This is a genomic window from Actinoplanes sp. NPDC049668 (assembly GCF_044465445.1).
In the GTDB taxonomy this organism is placed as follows: domain Bacteria; phylum Actinomycetota; class Actinomycetes; order Mycobacteriales; family Micromonosporaceae; genus Actinoplanes.
Window position 1 is genome coordinate 710,174 of record NZ_JBITLR010000005.1, and the last position, 16,913, is coordinate 727,086.

At 73.6% G+C, this 16,913-nt stretch carries 16 protein-coding genes; 10 read left to right on the forward strand and 6 right to left on the reverse strand.

Annotated elements, in window-relative coordinates; translation table 11 throughout:
- Nucleotide 1: 1 nt before the first annotated feature.
- The 3 genes from ACIBSW_RS24430 to ACIBSW_RS24440 are packed head-to-tail and all read left to right on the forward strand — an operon-like array spanning nt 2 to nt 2,047.
- Nucleotides 2-577, forward strand: coding sequence for an RNA polymerase sigma factor (locus ACIBSW_RS24430; protein ID WP_354730531.1), 576 nt, complete (start codon nt 2-4; stop codon nt 575-577).
- Complete coding sequence (locus tag ACIBSW_RS24435) at nt 574-1,575, forward strand: CU044_5270 family protein (RefSeq protein WP_354730529.1); 1,002 nt, start codon at nt 574-576, stop codon at nt 1,573-1,575. Before ACIBSW_RS24430 ends, ACIBSW_RS24435 begins: the two co-directional genes overlap by 4 nt.
- 31 nt (nt 1,576-1,606) lie before the next feature.
- On the forward strand, nt 1,607-2,047 hold the full coding sequence (locus ACIBSW_RS24440) for an SRPBCC family protein (RefSeq protein WP_354730527.1): 441 nt from the start codon (nt 1,607-1,609) through the stop codon (nt 2,045-2,047).
- On the opposite strand, the gene ACIBSW_RS24445 is transcribed toward ACIBSW_RS24440, so the two are convergent.
- Nucleotides 2,022-3,113 (reverse strand): M20/M25/M40 family metallo-hydrolase, encoded by a 1,092-nt coding sequence (locus ACIBSW_RS24445; RefSeq protein WP_354730525.1) that lies wholly within the window; start codon nt 3,111-3,113, stop codon nt 2,022-2,024. The genes ACIBSW_RS24440 and ACIBSW_RS24445 overlap by 26 nt on opposite strands.
- Before the next feature lie 159 nt (nt 3,114-3,272).
- On the opposite strand from ACIBSW_RS24445, the gene ACIBSW_RS24450 reads away from it, so the two are divergent.
- The 4 genes from ACIBSW_RS24450 to ACIBSW_RS24465 all read left to right on the forward strand — a co-directional run bounded on the left by ACIBSW_RS24450 (nt 3,273) and on the right by ACIBSW_RS24465 (nt 6,788).
- Complete coding sequence (locus tag ACIBSW_RS24450; RefSeq protein WP_354730523.1) at nt 3,273-4,199, forward strand: GNAT family N-acetyltransferase; 927 nt, start codon at nt 3,273-3,275, stop codon at nt 4,197-4,199.
- Nucleotides 4,200-4,265: 66 nt separating this feature from the next.
- Entirely contained in the window at nt 4,266-5,210 is a 945-nt protein-coding gene (locus ACIBSW_RS24455) for an aliphatic sulfonate ABC transporter substrate-binding protein (protein ID WP_404799447.1), read from the forward strand.
- Nucleotides 5,207-6,025 (forward strand): ABC transporter permease, encoded by an 819-nt coding sequence (locus tag ACIBSW_RS24460; RefSeq protein ID WP_354724857.1) that lies wholly within the window; start codon nt 5,207-5,209, stop codon nt 6,023-6,025. Before ACIBSW_RS24455 ends, ACIBSW_RS24460 begins: the two co-directional genes overlap by 4 nt.
- Before the next feature lie 55 nt (nt 6,026-6,080).
- Entirely contained in the window at nt 6,081-6,788 is a 708-nt protein-coding gene (locus ACIBSW_RS24465) for an ABC transporter ATP-binding protein (RefSeq protein ID WP_354724859.1), read from the forward strand.
- A gap of 5 nt (nt 6,789-6,793) precedes the next feature.
- On the opposite strand, the gene ACIBSW_RS24470 is transcribed toward ACIBSW_RS24465, so the two are convergent.
- The 3 genes from ACIBSW_RS24470 to ACIBSW_RS24480 form a co-directional block, all read right to left on the reverse strand.
- Nucleotides 6,794-7,915 (reverse strand): LLM class flavin-dependent oxidoreductase, encoded by a 1,122-nt coding sequence (locus ACIBSW_RS24470; RefSeq protein WP_354724861.1) that lies wholly within the window; start codon nt 7,913-7,915, stop codon nt 6,794-6,796.
- Nucleotides 7,916-7,917: 2 nt separating this feature from the next.
- Nucleotides 7,918-8,949, reverse strand: a complete 1,032-nt coding sequence (locus ACIBSW_RS24475) for an LLM class flavin-dependent oxidoreductase (protein ID WP_354724863.1) — start codon at nt 8,947-8,949, stop codon at nt 7,918-7,920.
- Nucleotides 8,950-9,025: 76 nt separating this feature from the next.
- Nucleotides 9,026-9,433: a universal stress protein gene (locus ACIBSW_RS24480; protein ID WP_354724865.1), complete on the reverse strand. Its 408-nt coding sequence runs from the start codon at nt 9,431-9,433 to the stop codon at nt 9,026-9,028.
- 106 nt (nt 9,434-9,539) lie between these two features.
- Between ACIBSW_RS24480 and ACIBSW_RS24485 the strand changes: the two genes are divergently transcribed.
- Nucleotides 9,540-10,919: an APC family permease gene (locus ACIBSW_RS24485; protein ID WP_354724867.1), complete on the forward strand. Its 1,380-nt coding sequence runs from the start codon at nt 9,540-9,542 to the stop codon at nt 10,917-10,919.
- Here the strand turns inward: ACIBSW_RS24485 and ACIBSW_RS24490 are convergent.
- Nucleotides 10,894-11,673, reverse strand: a complete 780-nt coding sequence (locus tag ACIBSW_RS24490) for a hypothetical protein (protein WP_354724869.1) — start codon at nt 11,671-11,673, stop codon at nt 10,894-10,896. The genes ACIBSW_RS24485 and ACIBSW_RS24490 overlap by 26 nt on opposite strands.
- Before the next feature lie 63 nt (nt 11,674-11,736).
- On the opposite strand from ACIBSW_RS24490, the gene ACIBSW_RS24495 reads away from it, so the two are divergent.
- Together ACIBSW_RS24495 and ACIBSW_RS24500 are read left to right on the forward strand one after the other, a co-directional pair.
- Nucleotides 11,737-12,165, forward strand: a complete 429-nt coding sequence (locus ACIBSW_RS24495; RefSeq protein WP_354724871.1) for a hypothetical protein — start codon at nt 11,737-11,739, stop codon at nt 12,163-12,165.
- A complete protein-coding gene (locus tag ACIBSW_RS24500) occupies nt 12,152-15,727 on the forward strand; it encodes a hypothetical protein (RefSeq protein ID WP_354724873.1) in 3,576 nt (1,191 codons plus the stop codon). The genes ACIBSW_RS24495 and ACIBSW_RS24500 overlap by 14 nt, the downstream gene beginning before the upstream one ends.
- On the opposite strand, the gene ACIBSW_RS24505 is transcribed toward ACIBSW_RS24500, so the two are convergent.
- On the reverse strand, nt 15,694-16,815 hold the full coding sequence (locus ACIBSW_RS24505; protein WP_354724875.1) for a site-2 protease family protein: 1,122 nt from the start codon (nt 16,813-16,815) through the stop codon (nt 15,694-15,696). The genes ACIBSW_RS24500 and ACIBSW_RS24505 overlap by 34 nt on opposite strands.
- Nucleotides 16,816-16,913: the final 98 nt, after the last annotated feature.

Sequence of the window (16,913 nt, forward strand, 5' to 3'; positions counted from 1 at the left end):
GATGAGAGCGCGGCTGCGTGCCGGGGACGCCGCGGCCTTCGGCCGGCTCTTCGACGACCACGCCGGCGCGGTGTACCGCCACGCCGTGCGGGTGACCGCCGACTGGAGCACCGCCGAGGACGTGGTGTCGCTGACCTTCCACGAGGCGTGGCGGCTGCGCGCGCGGCTGCGGCCCGACGGCGACAGCGTGCTGCCCTGGCTGCTCGGCATCGCCACCAACGTGCTGCGCAACACCCGGCGCGCGGCCCGGCGGCACCAGGCCGCGCTCGCCCGGCTGCCGCTGCGCGACACCGTGCCGGACTTCTCCGACGAGGTCGTCGACCGGCTGCGCGACGCCGAGCAGCTCCGGGCGGCCGCCGCCGCGCTGGGCCGGCTGCGCCGCGGCGAACGTGAGGTCTTCACCCTCTGCGTCTGGTCCGGCCTGGACTACGCGGCCGCCGCCGAGGCGCTGGGCGTGCCGGTCGGCACGGTGCGGTCCCGGCTGTCCCGGGCCCGGACCCGGCTGCGGGCCCTCGCCGAGACCGAGTTGCGCAACGCCCGGCAGTCCGCACCGACGAGGCGGGAGACGACCCGATGAACACCGAACAGCGCGACGAACTCACCCGCCTGCTGCCGCCACCCGGCGACCCGGCCCTGTCCGCCGCCCGCGGCCGGGTGCTCAAAGACGCCTTCCTACGGGAGATCGGCGAACCACGCCGGGCGCCGCGCCGCATGACGGCGCTGGTGCCGGCCGCCGCCGCGGCGCTGGTCACCGTGATCGTCGTGCTGGCGGGCGTCGCGCTGCGCGGCGGGCCGCAACCCATGCCGGCGCCGAGCGCTACGCCGCCGCCGGTCATCGCGCTGCCGCCGGTGCACGCCGCCGGGGTCGCCGCCCGCGCCGACGCGGCCGCCGCCAGGGCGTCGCTCCCGCCGGCCGTGGCGATCCGCGCCGACCAGTTCGTCTACATCCGCAGCCGGGTCGCCTTCGAGCAGACGACCTTCGAACCGCCCCCCGCCGACCTGGCGCCCGGCACCGCCTACTGGCCGTCCCACCCCGTCATCAAGCCCGCGCTGGAGACCGTGCGCATCCGGGAGATGTGGCTGCCCCAGCGCGGCTACCAGGCCTTCGTCCACGACGGAGAGGAGACCTTCGACGTTTACGCCTCGACCGCGAACGGCACGTACGCGAGCCTGCCCACCGATCCGGCGAAGCTGCTGCCCAGGATCTATGCCGAGACCGAGGGCCAGGGGCCGGGGCCGGACTACTCGGCGTTCGACTGGATCGGCGAGACGATGCGCGAGACCATGCTCCCGCCGCGGACCTACGTCACCCTCTACCGCACCGCCGCCCGGATACCCGGCGTGGTGCTGGTCGACGACGCGGTCGACGGCGCGGGGCGGCACGGCATCGCGGTGGCGTTCGAGCATCTCGGCGAGCGGCGAGAATGGATCTTCGACCCGCGCACGTTCGACTATCTGGGCGAGCGCAGCTACATGGTCGAGGACGGTCCCAGCAGGCCGGCCGGCACCATCACCGGCCTCACCGCGGTGCTGCGGCGCGCGGTCGTCGACGGCAGGGGCGAGCGGCCCCGGTAGCGGCCCGGCCGGCCCGTGCGACGATGGCGCCGTGCCGACCGAAGAGTTCAGCAACTCGTTCCGCGTTCCCGCGCCCGCCGAGAAGATCTTCGCCCACCTTGCGGAGCCGGAGAGCTACATCGGCCTGTCGCCGCTGATCGTCGCCGTGCGCGACGTCCGGCGCGACGGCGCGGCGGTCTCCTACGTCTCGGTGGAGCGGTTCACCTTCGGCCCGTTCAGATACGACAACCACATCAAGGTCACCATGACCTTCCCCGAGCCCGGCCGCCGGATCTTCAGCGACGTGGTGAGCCCCGGCCGGGTGCGCCTGACCGCCGCCGTCGACCTGGTGCCGGACGGCGAGGTCACCGCCGTCACCGAGACCGTCAACGTCACGTTCCCGGCGCTGCTGCGCTCCTTCGTCGTCGGGCAGGCCCGGTCCGTGCAGCGGGCCAGGGCAGCCGAGCTCACCCGGCGGCTGACCGCGGCGTGAGCGACTTGAGGAACGAGACCAGCGCGTCCCGGTACGGCGCGACGGTCGTCAGGTCGGCGTACTCGTCCGGGCCGTGCTGGCCGGCGCCGCCGGGGCCGAAGATGACGGCGTCGATGCCGCGGGCGTGGTAGAACCGCGCGTCCGCCGCGCCGTGCTTGCGCAGCAGGTCGCCGGAGAAGCCCACGCTCCGGGCCGCCTCGCGCAGCCGGGCGACCTCCTCGCTCTCCGGGTCGGCGTGGTGCGACTCGCCGAGGCTGTCGACCTCGGCGACGACCCCGGTGAGCGAGCGCAGGTAGGCCACGATCTCGTGCTGGGTGCGCCCGCTGAAGTCGGTGTCCTCGGGCGGGAAGCGGATGTCGAGCCAGGCCGTCGCGGCGGCCGGCACCTGGTTGACGGCGAGGTTGGTGGTCTCGATCCGGGCGAGGTTGACCGTCGTGGTCCACCGCTCCTCGGCCGGCACCGGATAGCGCCGCAGCAGCGCCTGCACCGCGCCGATCAGCGTCAGCAGCGCGTTGTCGCCGAGCCAGGGGTACGCGGCGTGCGCGGCGGCGCCGGTGGCGCGCAGCCGCACCTGGCACAGCCCCTTGGAGTCGGTGACCACGCGCAGGCCGCTCTGCTCGCCGATGACCACGAAGTCCGCGCTCACCCCGGCCTCGAGCTGGTGTGCGGTGCCGTCGTAGCCGCCGACCTCCTCGTCGGTGACCAGTTGCAGGCCCAGCGGGTACGGCAGCGTGCCGGCCAGCTCCCGGAAGACGTCGGCCATGACCAGCGCCGCGACCTTCATGTCCTGCGCGCCGCGGCCGTACAGCCGGTCGCCGTCGCGGCGGGCCTCGTAGGCGTCGGCGGGCACGACGTCCAGGTGGGCGTTGAGCAGGACCCGGAACACCGGGCGCGGGCCGGGCGGCCGGACCAGCGCGCTGGGCTTGCCGCGCGAGGAGAAGCGCTCCACCGTGAAATCCGGGCCGACCACGCCGAGCACCAGATCGAGCGCCCGGGCCAGCTCCTCGGGTCGGTCCGCAGTGGACGGCACGGCGATCAGCTCGGCGGCCTTGGCGACCAGATCCATGCCGCCGACCCTACGCGACGCCTGCGCAATTCGGTTGCGTGCAACAGCGGGGGCGGATAGAACTGCGGCCGAACCGACGTCGAAAGGAGGGCCCGGACATGTACGCCGCACACACCGCGCCCGTCCACCGGTGACGGGCGCCTCCGAACGGAGAACGCCTTGACCCAGCACGACCTGACTCTGCGCCCGATCACCGGGCCGGAGGAGATCGACCTGTTCAACCGCCTGCCGTACGTCCTGAACGCCGAGATCCGCGGCGACCTCGAGGCGGGCCGCCGCCGCACCCACTGGCTCTGGGTCGCCCTGCGCGGCGACCGCGTCGTGGCCCGGGCCGGCTGGTGGTCGCGCCCCGGCGACGAGCATCCGCTGCTGATGGACGTCTTCGACGTCGCCGACGGCATCGAGGACGGCGTCCGCCTGCTGACGGCGGCGCTCGCGGCCCTCGTCCCGCCGGGCGACACCCCACCCGGGTACGGCCGCTTCGTCCCGCCCGACTGGCGCGCCGACGATCCCACCCGGCGATCGGTCGAGGACCGGATGGCCGCCCTCGAACGCGCCGGCGCCCGGCTGTTCGTGGAGCGGCTGCGCCTGCACTGGCTGCCCGGCACGCCGGTACCCGCGCCGACCGGGCGCCTGGCGTTCCGGCCGCCCCACGGCGCCGCCGAGCTGATCGGCCTGATGACGCTCGCGCTCGACGGCACCCTGGACGCGCACAGCCGCGAAGACCTGCGCGGGAGCACCGCCCGCGAGGCCGCCGAGCGGCAGTACCGCGAGGAGCTGGAGCGCTACCCGAGCCCGCGCGACTGGTGGCGGGTGGCCGTCCTGCCGGACGGCGAGCCGGCCGGCTTCGTCATCCCGGCGCACAACGGCTACAACGCGATCATCGCGTACCTGGCGGTGGTGCCGGCGCACCGCGGCAACGGCTACATCGACGACGTGCTGGCCGAGGGCACGCGGCTGCTGGCGGCGGAGGGCGTACCCCGGATCCGGGCGGCGACCGACGTCGGCAACGCGCCGATGGCGGCCTCGTTCGCCCGGGTGGGCTACGCCGTGTTCGAGCGCGAGATCGACATGACCTGGGGCTGACCGCGGCCGTCGCCGTCCGTGGGACAGGCTACCCATATATCCTATGGGTTAGATAGAGTCACGCGCATGCATGCTCGGCGCACGATCGCAGCCCTGGTAGCCCTGACCCTGTCCATCGTGTCGGCCGGGTGCGGCGGCGACGACGACGCGGCCGCCGACAGCGGCGCGCTCCGCGTCGGTTATCAGCGCTTCGGCGGCCTGAGCCTGGTCAAGGCGAAGGCCGCCGCACCCGGCGTCACCTGGTCGCTGTTCGAGAGCGGGCCCGCGCTGACCGAGGCGCTCAAGGCCGGCGCCATCGATCTGGGACAGACCGGCGAGGCGCCACCGATCTTCGCCGCCGCCGGCAAGATCCCGTTCAAGATCGTCGGCACCAGCGCGCCGGTGCCGAAGGGCGAGGCCGTGCTGGTCAAGAAGGCCAAGGGCTACCGGTCGTTCGCCGACCTGCGCGGCAGGACGGTGGCCCTGAACAAGGGCTCCAACGTGAACTGGCTGCTGGTCAAGCTCCTCGAGGCGAACCGGATGACCCTCGCCGACATCAACGTCAAGTACCTCAAGCCCGCCGAGGGGCGGCCCGCGTTCGACAACGACCAGGTGGACGCGTGGATCATCTGGGATCCCTACTTCGCGCTGGCCGAGCAGCCCGGCGTCCAGGTGCTCGCCGACGCGACCGGCCTGGCCAACAACCGGGAGTACATCCTGGTCTCCCCCGAGGCCGTCGAGGGCAAGTCCGCGCAGATCAAGACGTTCCTCTCCGCGTACCAGAAGACCACGGAGTGGGGGATCGCCAACCCGGAGGAGCGCACGAAGGTCCTGGCGCCGGAGCTGAAGATCGACGAGGCGGTGACGGCGCGGGCGCTGGCGCGCAGCGCCCAGCCGCTCGCGCCGCTGACCCCGGAGATCGGCGCCGAACTGCAGGCGATCGCCGACGGCTTCACGAAGCTGGAGCTGATCCCCGGCGCCGTGGACATGAAGGCGCGCATCGACGACCAGTTCAACACGGAGCTGCAATGACCACTGTCGCGACACCGGCGGCGGTCGAGGCCGCCGCCCCCGTCGCGGCCCGGCGCCGCAGGCTGCGCTGGCAGCGGATCGTCAGCCCGGTCGCGATCCTGGTGGTCTGGGAGGCGCTGTCGCGCGCCGGGGCGCTGCCGCCGGAGAAGCTGCCCGCGCCGAGCACCGTCCTGCGGACCGGCTGGCGGCTCGCCGCGGACGGCACGCTGGGCGCGCACCTGCTGGACTCGCTGACCCGGGCCGCGATCGGCCTGCTCATCGGCGGGGTGCTCGCGCTGGCGCTCGGCGCGGCCGCCGGCCTGCTGCGCCTCGGCGACGACGCCATCGACCCGCCGGTGCAGATGGCCCGGATGCTGCCGCACCTCGCCCTGGTGCCGCTGCTGATCATCTGGGTCGGCATCGGCGAGTCGATGAAGATCACCCTGGTCGCGCTCGGCGTGTTCTTCCCGCTCTACTTCAACACGTACGCCGGCATCCGCGACATCGACGAGCGCCTGGTCGAGGCGGCCCGGACCTGCGGCCTGGGCACCTGGGCCCGGCTGCGGCACGTCATCCTGCCCGGCGCGCTGCCGTCGCTGTTCCTGGGGCTGCGCCTGGCGATCGGCGCCGCCTGGCTGAGCCTGGTCGTCGGCGAGCAGACCAACACCCAGAACGGCATCGGCTTCCTGATGATGGAGGCCCGCGAATTCAGCCAGACCGACGTCGTGGTCCTGGGCCTTTTCGTGTACGCGGGCCTGGGTCTGCTCTCGGACCTGCTGCTACGGACCGCGGAGCGGAGGACCCTGGCATGGCGGCGCGGGCTGCGGGCAGCATGAGCGACTGCACCGAGCGAAGCGAGGGCCAGGAGCGCATGCGAAAGGTGGGCCCAGCGTGAGCACGGTGGTGCGGGCGCGGGGGGTGCGCCGCGCGTTCGGTGCCGCGGTCGTGCTCGACGGTGTTGATCTGGCCATCGCGCCGGGCGAGGTGGTGGCGCTGCTGGGCGGCAGCGGGTCCGGCAAGAGCACCCTGCTGCGCATCCTGGCCGGCCTGGACCCGGACGCGACCGGCGACGTGTCGGTACCCCGCGAGCACGCGGTCGTGTTCCAGGAGCACCGGCTGCTGCCCTGGAAGCGCGTCGCCGACAACGTCGGCCTGGGCGTCACCGGCGGCGCCGTGCGCGCCCGGACGGCCGCGGCCCTGGCCGAGGTCGGCCTGGCCGACCGCGCCCGCGCCTGGCCCGCCGAGCTGTCCGGCGGCCAGTCCCAGCGGGTGGCGTTCGCCCGCGCCCTGGTCCGCGAGCCGCGGGTGCTGCTGCTGGACGAACCCTTCGGCGCGCTCGACGCCCTGACCCGGCTGCGGATGCAGGACCTCTTCGGCCGCCTCCGCGGGCGCCACGGCTTCGCGGCGCTGCTGGTGACCCACGACGTCGACGAGGCGCTGCTGCTGGCCGACCGGGCGCTGGTCCTCGACGGCGGGCAGATCGCCGACGAGCTGCCGGTCCCGCTCGAGCACCCCCGGGCACCGGACGATCCGGGCTTCGGCGCGCTACGGCGCCGGCTGCTGGACCGCCTCGGCGTCCCGCTGCCGGGCGACCGCTGACCCGCTCAGCTCAGCCAGTGCTTGGCCAGCAGCTCGTACGAGTGCACCCGGTCGGCGTGGTCGTAGGTGACCGTCGTGACGAGCAGTTCGTCGGCCCCCGTCGCCCGTTGCAGGGTGCGCAGCCCTTCGGCCACGGCCTGCGGCGCGCCGACGAACTGCGTCGCCACCCGGTCGGCCACCAGCGCCCGGTCCTGCTCGGTCCAGGCGTGCGCGGCGGCCTGCTCCGGCGACGGGTACGGGATCGCGCCCGCGCCGGTGCGCACGCTGCGCACCCAGAGCCCGTACGGGGAGGCGAGGCGGCGCGCCGTCTCGTCGTCGGGCGCGACCACCACGTCGGCCGAGACCATCACGTACGGCTCGGCGAACCGCGCCGAGGGCCGGAACGCCGAGCGGTACGCGTCGACGGCCTCGAGCACCTTCGCCGGCGCCACGTGGTAGTTCGCCGCGAACGGCAGCCCGCGCGCGCCCGCCTCCCGGGCGCTCTGCCCGCCGCTGCTGCCCAGGATCCACACCTCGAGGTCGGCGCCCTCGCCGGGCACGGCGCGGGCCTCGTTGCCGTCCTCGTCGGTGACCGGCCCGGCCAGCAGCGCGTCGATGGCGTCGAGCACCTCCGGGAAGTCCGGCGGCTCGGCGCCGGGCAGCTGCAGGAGCCGCTGGAACAGCGCCGCGCGCTTGGACGCCAGCAGCGGCGCGAACGAGAACGGCTTCGGGATGAGCAGGCCGTCGACCACGCGCTCCTGCGCCGGCGGCGGTGCCGGGGCGTCCAGCTCGGTCAGCGCCTCCTTGCGGCGCTGCCCGGAGCGGCCCAGCCCGAGATCGAAGCGGCCCGGATACAGCGCGTCGAGCAGGCCGAACTGCTCCACGATGGACAGCGCGCTCTGGTGGCCGGTCTGCACCGCGCCGGAGCCGAGCCGGATGTGCCCGGTCACGGCCGCGATCTGACCGAGCAGCAGGGCCGGCTGCGAACTGGCGACGCCGGGGGTGAAGTGGTGCTCGGCCACCCAGTAGCGGGCGTACCCGAACTGCTCGGCGCGCCGGGCCAGGTCGAGCGTGCGGCGCAGGGCGTCGCCGGCGGTGCCGCCGGACAGCACCGGCGCGAGGTCGAGGATCGACAGCGGTACGGGCATGGCTACTCTCCTCCGAGCGGCCGGCTGGGCAGGCTCCGGCGCAGTACGGGTGCGATGTCGCTCTGGAACAGCTCGAGGGTGGCGCGGTGCTGCTTCTCGGTGAGCCCGTCGGCGTCGGCGTGCAGGTGCATGACCTCGTGGCCGAACTCGGCGTGGTAGCGGTGCACCTTGTCGACGATCTGCTGCGGGCTGCCGACCAGGATGGAGCCGCGCTCGATGGCGTCCTCCAGGGTGGGGAAGACCGGGGTGATCCCGAGCCGGGCGAACACCTCGAGGCGGGCGTCGAAGACCGGCCGGTACGTCTCGATCGCCTCCTGCGAGCTGCGCGCCGCGTAGTAGCCGGCCGATCCCGCGCCGACCAGGGCCCGGGCCGGGTCGTGGCCGTGGTACGCCCAGCGTTCGCGGTAGTGGCGGATCAGTTCGGCGTACGGCTCGATCGGGTTGGTGACGTTGGCCGAGAAGAGCGGGTCGCCGTGCAGTGCGGCCAGCTCGACCGAGGCGCGGCTGGTGGCGCTGCCGTGCCAGACCCGGATCGGCCGCTGCACCGGGCGCGGCAGGGCCTCGGCGTCGCGCAGCGGCGGGCGGAAGCGCCCCTGCCAGGTCACCCGCGGCGAGCGCCACAGCTCGCGGAACAGCTCGTAGGACTCGCGGTTGCGGTCCCACTGGTCCTCGGCGGTGACGTTGAACAGCTCGGCCTGCGCGGTGCCGTTGCCCTTGCCGATGATCAGTTCGAGCCGGCCGTCGGCGAGGTTGTCCAGCGTCGCGTAGTCCTCGTAGGCGCGGACCGGGTCGAGCAGGCTCAGCGTGGTGACCGCGGTGAAGAGCCGGATCCGCGAGGTCTTCGCGGCGATGTGGCTCAGCACCACCGGCGGCGACGAGGAGATGAACGGCCGCTCGTGGCGCTCGCCGACGCCGTACCCGTCGAAGCCCAGCTCCTCGGCGAGCACCGCGTCGTCGACGACCTCGCGGAACCGCTGCCGGGTGCTCTTCGACGGGTCCAGGTGGGTGATGAGAGTGATCAGCAGGAATTTCAAGCCAGCCCCAGGTGTCCGCGCAGCGCCGTCCCTATTTCCTATAGTCAAAGTGGGAAATAGGCAAGGGCTTACGCGGTCAGGGGCGTGTGACGACCATGACCGGGCGGGTCGACCTCTTGATCAGTTCGAGGGGCACGCTGCCCAGCAGCCGCTCGGCGACCGCCGGGCGGGTGCTCGCGCCGACCACGATCAGGTCGGCCTGCCGCTCGTCGGCGAACGCCATGATGCCCTCCAGCGTGCGGCCGGAGCGCACCGCCGCCTCCGCCGTGATGCCCGCGGCGCTCAGCCGCCCCGCCGCCGCCTCGGCCGCCTCGCGGGCGCCCTGCACGAAGACGGTGCGCGGCGCCGCCGAGAAACGCTCCAGTTCGACGTGGTCGACGGCGACCACCGCCACCGACGCGTCCGTCTGCCGGGCCAGCCGGGCCACCGCGTCGGTGATCCACGGCTGGTCGACGCCGGGCTTGGTGGCCAGCACGATGAACATGTCATCCTCCGGTGCTCGGCGCGCCGGGACGGTCCGCACGAGCGGCGCGCACACCGACGATCGCATACCGTGAGGCTCTGGGCACGTCAACGTGGAGGAACGCGCTATGGCGGACGCGGAAACACCGGCCGGCACGCTCGATCGCGACCAGCCCGCCCTCAAGCGGGTCATCGGGCCCTGGCTGCTGCTGCTCTTCGTGGTCGGCGACATCCTCGGCACCGGGGTGTACGCCCTCACCGGCAAGGTGGCCGCCGAGGTCGGCGGCGCGGTGTGGCTGCCGTTCCTGCTCGCGTTCGTGGTCGCGCTGCTCACCGCGTTCAGCTACCTGGAGCTGGTCACCAAGTATCCGCAGGCGGCCGGCGCGGCCCTGTACACGCACAAGGCGTTCGGGGTCCACTTCCTGACCTTCATGGTCACCTTCGCGGTGATGTGCTCGGGCCTGACCTCGGCGTCCAGCGCCTCCAAGGCGTTCGCCGGCAACTTCGCCGAGGCCTTCGACCTGTCGCTCGGCGAGGGCGCCGGGCTGACCGCCGTCGCGATCGGCTTCATGACCCTGATCGCCCTGGTCAACTTCCGCGGCGTCGGCGAGAGCGTCAAGCTCAACGTCCTGCTCACCTGCATCGAGCTGACCGGCCTGCTGATCGTCATCTGCATCGGCGCGTGGGCGCTCGGCGGCGGCGAGGGCGACGTCTCGCGGCTCGTCGAGTTCAACTCGCCGCCCGGGGAGACCGCGTTCTTCTCGGTCACCGCCGCCACCGCGCTGGCGTTCTTCGCGATGGTCGGCTTCGAGGACTCGGTCAACATGGCCGAGGAGACCAAGGACCCGGTCCGGATCTTCCCCAAGGTCATGCTCACCGGGCTCTGCGTCACCGGGCTGATCTACGTGCTGGTCGCGATCTCGGCGATCGCGCTGGTCTCCCCCGAAGACCTGAGCGAGGGCGACGCGCCGCTGCTGAAGGTGGTCGAGGCCGGCGCGCCCGCGTTCCCGCTGACCGTCTTCGCGTTCATCACCATGTTCGCGGTCGCGAACTCCGCCCTGATCAACATGCTGATGGCCAGCCGGCTGCTCTACGGCATGGCCAACGAGCGGGTGCTGCCGCGGGTGCTCGGCCGGGTGCACCCCGTCCGGCGTACGCCGTGGGTCGGCATCGTCTTCACCACGCTGGTCGCGTTCGGGCTGATCTGGTTCGCCGACCTGACGGCGCTCGGCGGCACGACCGCGCTGCTGCTGCTCTGCGTCTTCACCATCGTCAACGTCGCGGTGCTGGTGCTGCGCCGCGACCGGGTGGAGCACCGGCACTTCCGGGCGCCGACCGCCATCCCGGTGATCGGCGCGATCACCTGCGCGTACCTGGCCAGCCCGCTGTCGGGCCGGGCCGCCGCCGACTACCGGGTGGCCGGGGTGCTGCTGCTGGTCGGCGTGGTCCTCTGGGCGATCACCTACTTCACCCGGCACCGGCTCAGCGGATCCGGCCGCCGGCCGTGACGAGCCACTCGCCGGTCTCCCAGTCCGACGGGCCGTCCGCAATGGCGAAACAGAGATCGAACCGCAGCTCCAGGTCCGGCCAGACGGGCCGGAGGTAGACGGAGCGGAAGACGTCCTCGAGACCGGGGAGGGCGATTCCGTACGGCGCCGGGAACAGCTTCTCGAGCTCGGTCCGGGTGAGCGTCGTCCACAGGGCGAACTGCCACGTCGGATGCGAGGCCCAGGAGTCGTGCACCAGCTCGAACCGGGGCTCCCGGCCCACGACGAAGTCTCGGATGTCTGTCGCGAGTTCGCCGGTGGTCGACGGAAGCACGAACGGCCATTGCTCACCGGTGGGATAGCCGTACATCGCGGTGGCCGACGCGACGTCGTGCACCAGGGCGTCCCACTCCTGCGTGGAAACGGATCGGGCGGGCAGATTCACGCCCGTGTGGTCGACGCGCCGGACGTGCCCGGCGAGGCGCTGGATCAGGTCGGTCAGCTCCACGCCGTCGCGGTGGGGCACCGGGCCGCCGCCCCGCGGCGCGATGACGCGTCCGATGTCGAGGGCCACCTCCGGCGCCGGCACCTCGGCCGACCGGAACGTCGTCACCGGGCGGGCGGCGACCGGCGCCGGCGGAGTCAGGACCACACTGTCCGCGGGCCCGCCGCAGGCGTACGGCACGTCGGCGAGCAGCCGCCGCATATTGCGCAGGAACTGCCCGGATTCCGGCGAGTCGGGCAAGCGGTAGGCGATCTCCCCCAGACGAGTCATAAGCACGAACGTAACAATTTCGCGGGTACGCTCGGAGCGCCAGATCGACCGATGGAGGTCTGCGTGGGGCGTGCTACCGGGTCGGTGAGTGCGATCGTCCGAGAGCGACGGCGCCGGCGGGCGCGCCGGCTGTCGCTCGCCGGCGGGCTGGCCGCGGCGCTCGCCGCGGCGGCGGAACTGTCGGCGGTGGAGCATCCGAGCCTGCTCACGGTGCTGCTCTGGTCCGGCGTCGGCGCCGCGTTGCTGACCGTCGCGCTCGCCGGCCATCTCCTCGACCGGCGCGGCGGCGCCGAGGAGGCCGGGGAGCGGGCCGCGCCGGTGCGCGGCTTCGTGGACGGCGGGACCGTCGACGGGCGGGTCAGCGGCGTGATCGCCGAGGCGGTGCCGCCCGGTGGGATCGACGGCGTGGTCAACGTGGGCGACGTCGGCGCCGGCGGTGACGTGGCGGGTGTCCGGCTGGGCCGGGAGACCGGTCCTGATGCGCGAGGGTGAGCCGGACCTGCCGGAGGAGGTCGTCCGGGGCCTGCCGTCGTTCGTGGGCCGCGACCAGATCTTCCGCGCGGTCGACACGTGGCTGTCCTCGGGCGGCCGCCGGCTCGTGGTCATGGGCCTGCCGGGCACCGGGAAGTCCCTGTTCTGCGGCCGGCTGGTGACCCGCTGGTACGGCGACTCGGGGTACCCGGTGCTCGGCGCGTGGCACTTCTTCCAGGCGCGCCGGGACAGCACGCTCACCGTCGGCCGGGTCGTCGAGCGGATGGTCGATCACCTGGCCCGGCACGTCGACGGCTTCGGCGCGGCGCTGCGGGACGCGGTGCGACAGGAGTCCACGCTGCCGGAGGTCTCGGGGACGGCCCAGGTGAGCGGTTCGGTCGGCGCGTACGCGAGCGTCTCGGGCGTCAGCGTCCACGTCCACCTCGGCGACGGCCTCGCCGCCGCGGTCGACGGGTTCGACCGGCTGGTCCGCAAGCCCTTGGCCGCCATGCGGGCGGCCGGCACCCTGCCGGCGGCCGTCGTGCTGATCTTCGACGGCCTGGACGAGGCCGTCTCGGCTCCCCTGGGCGACGCCCTGCTCGGCTTCGTCGACGCGATCTCCGGGCCGGACTGCGAGCTGCCCGAGCAGGTGCGCTTCGTGCTGACCTCGCGCCCGGACGGCCGGGTGGAGCGCCGCCTCGGGCACCCCGACATCGCCTTCGACCCCTCCACCGACCTGGCGGACGTGACCGCGTACGCCCGGCGCGAGCTCGAGCGGCTGCACGGCGGCGCCCGCGCCGGGCGGGCCGCGGCGCGGCTGGCCACCTCCGGCGGGGCGAACTTCCTCTACGTCCACTACGCGCTCGCCGACCTCGCCGACGTCGAGACCGCCGACCTTCCGCAGGGGCTGGACGCGCAGTACCGGGAGTTCCTGACCCGCGAGCTGACCCGGGCCGACGAGGCGTGGGAGGAGCGGTACCGGCCGGTGCTCGGCGTCCTCTCGGCGGCGCAGGAGGAGGGCTTCACCGCCGCGGAGCTCGCCGGGATCACCGGGCTCGCGGGTTCCAGGGTGGACGACGCGCTGCTGCGGTTGCGGGCGTACCTGCTGGCCACCGCCGACGGCCGGTGGTACATCTACCACCGGTCGTTCACGGCGTTCCTGGCCGGCGAGGCCACCTACCCGGTCTACCGCGACGAGGCCGACGACGCGATCGTGGACTGGTACCGCCGGCAGCACGACGGCGACTGGCTGGCGCCCGGCACCCCCGCGTACGCGACCCGCGCGCTGGCGATCAACGCGAGCCGGGTGGGTCGGCTGACGGAGCTGATCAGCCAGCCGACGTTCCTGGTCGCTGTCGAACCCGAGGTCCTCGCGGTGGCGACCGCGCGGTACGACTCGGGCGACGAGGCGATCAACGCACTGGTCCGCGCCGACCTCGGCCGGCTGCGCGGGCTGCCCGCGCCGGAGCGGCTGGCGTACCTCGAGATGACGGCCGACCAGGTCGGCGCCGTCGAGATGGCGAGCGCGCTGCGCCGGCTCGACGCGCCGGGCCGGCCCTGGTCGGTGCGGTGGTCGTCCTGGAACCGGGCCGCCGGCTCCGTCGTGGGCGCGCACGCGGGCGCGATCCGCAACGTGGTCGTGGTCGAGCGCGACGGCCGGCCGACGGCGGTCTGCGGCGACGAGGCCGGCGACCTGCGGTGCTGGGACCTGGCCAGCGGCGAGGCGGGTGCGCCGGTGCCGACGGGCGCCAGCCTGTTCCATTTCCCCGTCGCGGAGCTCGACGGCGAGCTCGTCGCCATCGTCGGCGGGCCCTGGTCGAACCGCACGATGGAGGCGAGCGTCTGGAGCCTCGACTCGGGACGCCGCCTGGGGGTACACGTCATGCCCGGCAAACCGGTCGCGGCCGTCAGCGAGGCCGGCGGGGTCCTGGTGGTCACGCGCGGGAGCTGGGAAGCCGTCTCGATCGGACACCTCGGGGGCGACCTGAGCGAGATCGAGCTACCGGCGAGCGAATTCCGGCCGGACTCGACCCGGCAGGTGATCGGGAGTCTCGACGGGTGCCCGGTCGTGGTGCACATCCGGATCGCCGGCGACAGGTTCGTCCTCGACGTCGTCGACCTGCGGGACGGGCGGCTCCTCGAGACCCGGGCCTGCCGGCCGTACAAGGGCGGCGACGACGTGGAGTTCGCGGCGCTCGTGCACCTCGACGGCGAGCCGGTGATCGTGGCCGCGTTCACCGACTGGGACCTGGCGACCGACCTGAAGGCGTGGCGGCTGCGCGACGGCGAACTCGTGTGGGCCACCGCCTTCGAGAAGAGGTACGGCTGGCCGATCGTCGCGGCCGGGGACACACCGGACGGTTTCACCGTCGCGGTCGCGACGGAGTCCAGCGGATTCACGCTCTTCGAAGTGGCGGCCGGCGCGGTACGGCGGCGGACGCTGCTCAACGACGGCGGATCCGTCGCCGCCATGGCGATCGCGCGGGTCGGCGAGCGGACGGTCGTGGTCACCGGCGGGATGGACGGCAAGCTACGGGTCTGGGACGCCGACGCCGGCGGCGATCCGGCCGGGGACTCCGCCGGTACGGGCCGGGTGCACCGGGTGGCCCGGGCACGCGACGCCCTCGTGGCCACGCGGCTGCTCGGCGACGGCACCGCGACGCTGGAGTGCTACGCGCTCGCCGACGGCGGGCGGCGACCCGCCATGGGCCTTCCCCGGCCCGGCGAGATCTGCCCGGTACCCGACGGCGGGTCGCCGGCGGTCGTGGTCGTCGACGAGGCCGGCGTCGCCGTCGCCCGACCGCCCGTGCTGGAACCGCGCTGGCGTTGGCTGCGGCGCGCCGACTGGCGCGGCGATCTGATCCCGATCCGGTACGCGGTCGGCTCGCCCGCCGGCCGTCCCGTCGTCGCCATCGGCCACCTGGGCCACGACGACCGCGTCGCGGACCACGGGCTCGGCGTCGAGGTCTTCGACCTTCGGGACGGCCGGCCGGTCGGCCCCGTCGCCGGGGACGGGCAGCCGGGCCCGATCGCACTGGGTGGCCACGGCGGCCGGCTCGTCGTCGCGTACGAGTCGAACGGCTTCCTGGAGACTCCGCAGGTCTCGGCGTGGGACGTCACCACGGGCGAGCCGATCGGCAGGCCGCTGCCGATGACCACGGCCAGGAGCCACAACAGCTTCGGCTCCGAGGTGGTGCGGCTGGCGGTCCGCGCCGACGACGAGCGCCTGGTGCTGATCGCCTCGAACTCCTACGGCGAGGTGCGGCTCTGGGACCCGCACGAGCCGGACGGCGTCGTGGTGTACCGGCCGCACATCGGCATCGCGGCCGCCACCGAGCTGGTCCGGGTCGGCGGCGACACCTACCTGGTCACCGGCGACGGCGGTGGCGCGCTGCGGCTGTGGCGGCGCGACGGCGAGCAGGTCCGGCGCATCGACGTCGGCGCGCCGGTCACCGACCTGGCCCGGGTCGACGGCCGGGGCCTCGCGGTCGGCACCCGGGCCGGGCTGATGGTGATCGACCTGTACGACGCGCTGACGGACGGGCCCGATCAGTTGGTGGCCATGACGTACAGCTTCCAGTAGTTGATGGCGATCATCGTGCAGACGAAGAGCAGGTAGCCGCCGCTGATCGCGCCGAAGGCCAGGTACATGCCGCGCCGGGTCACCGACATCGTCTGGTGCACACCCGGCAGCGGCAGCCGGAACAGGATGTGTCCCAGGTAGGTGAAGGCGCGACCGCGCAGGTTCAGCTCGCCGAGGGCCGCCTCCATCGCGTGGTGCCCGTCGCTGACCGGCAGCAGCGGATTGAGGTTGGTGACGATCAGGAACAGCTGAAAGCCGAGCAGCCAGCGCAGGTCGGCGAACTGCACCGGGTCGAGAATGATCAGCAGGGCCGTCAGCCCCATGGCGGTCACGTCGATCAGCGGCCCGACCAGCGCGACGGCGATGCGTGAGAAACGGGACTTGAGCCGGTACGCGTCCGTGCGGTCCACATAGGTCATCGGAATGAGCAGGAAGAGCAGCTTGATGCCGGCCTCGCGCACCGGCACGCCTAGGGCCAGGCACACCGTGGCGTGGCCCATCTCGTGCACGGTCGCCTGCACCAGCAGCACCACGACGATCAGCACCCACGGCGGGCCCTCGAAGGTGAACGGCGCCGGCAGCGTCATCGCGAGGACGACGGAGGTCAGGGCGGCGACGGCGAGCAGCACCCCGGTGGCGGTGGCGGTGCGGGGGAAGCGGGCGAGCACCATGGCCGGCGGCTTCAGCATCCGGTTCAGCTGGCGCGCCGGGACCCGTACCTTCGGTGTCATGGCGATGGCCCGGGCCACCAGCAGCTGGCTGCCGCGCAGCGGCTCGGGCGGCTCCATCAGGACACCCGCCGCCCGCAGGTCGCTGAGGAAGGTCAGCAGGGCCGGCGCGCGGTCACGCACGCCGTCCGGGCCGCGCGAGCGGCGCGCGGCCTCCAGCAGCGCCGCACCGGTCCGGGAGCCGTCCAGCAGCGGCACCACGCGGGCGCCGGTACGGCTCAGCCGCACATAGATGCCGGTCTCGGCGTTGAACAGCATGGAATGGCCGTTGGCGCCGTCGACGAGGGTGACCTCCGGCGCCAGTTCCACGGGCCCGTCGAGCCAGGCGGGCACCTCTGCCGTCGTGGATTCCGCGGACATCGTTTCCTTTCCTCAGGGTACGTACGGCGGACCGGGGGCGCGCCATACGGCACGCCCCCGGCCCTGATCAGCCCTACTTGCAGCTGCCGCAGCTACCG

Coding starts and splice junctions, on each gene's coding strand:
- ACIBSW_RS24430 (WP_354730531.1), top strand. CDS start 2: ATGAGAGCGCGGCTGCGTGCCGGGGACGCCGCGGCCTTCGGCCGGCTC.
- ACIBSW_RS24435 (WP_354730529.1), top strand. CDS start 574: ATGAACACCGAACAGCGCGACGAACTCACCCGCCTGCTGCCGCCACCC.
- ACIBSW_RS24445 (WP_354730525.1), bottom strand. CDS start 3,113: ATGGATCTGGTCGCCAAGGCCGCCGAGCTGATCGCCGTGCCGTCCACT.
- ACIBSW_RS24455 (WP_404799447.1), top strand. CDS start 4,266: ATGCATGCTCGGCGCACGATCGCAGCCCTGGTAGCCCTGACCCTGTCC.
- ACIBSW_RS24460 (WP_354724857.1), top strand. CDS start 5,207: ATGACCACTGTCGCGACACCGGCGGCGGTCGAGGCCGCCGCCCCCGTC.
- ACIBSW_RS24470 (WP_354724861.1), bottom strand. CDS start 7,915: ATGCCCGTACCGCTGTCGATCCTCGACCTCGCGCCGGTGCTGTCCGGC.
- ACIBSW_RS24480 (WP_354724865.1), bottom strand. CDS start 9,433: ATGTTCATCGTGCTGGCCACCAAGCCCGGCGTCGACCAGCCGTGGATC.
- ACIBSW_RS24485 (WP_354724867.1), top strand. CDS start 9,540: ATGGCGGACGCGGAAACACCGGCCGGCACGCTCGATCGCGACCAGCCC.
- ACIBSW_RS24490 (WP_354724869.1), bottom strand. CDS start 11,673: ATGACTCGTCTGGGGGAGATCGCCTACCGCTTGCCCGACTCGCCGGAA.
- ACIBSW_RS24500 (WP_354724873.1), top strand. CDS start 12,152: ATGCGCGAGGGTGAGCCGGACCTGCCGGAGGAGGTCGTCCGGGGCCTG.
- ACIBSW_RS24505 (WP_354724875.1), bottom strand. CDS start 16,815: ATGTCCGCGGAATCCACGACGGCAGAGGTGCCCGCCTGGCTCGACGGG.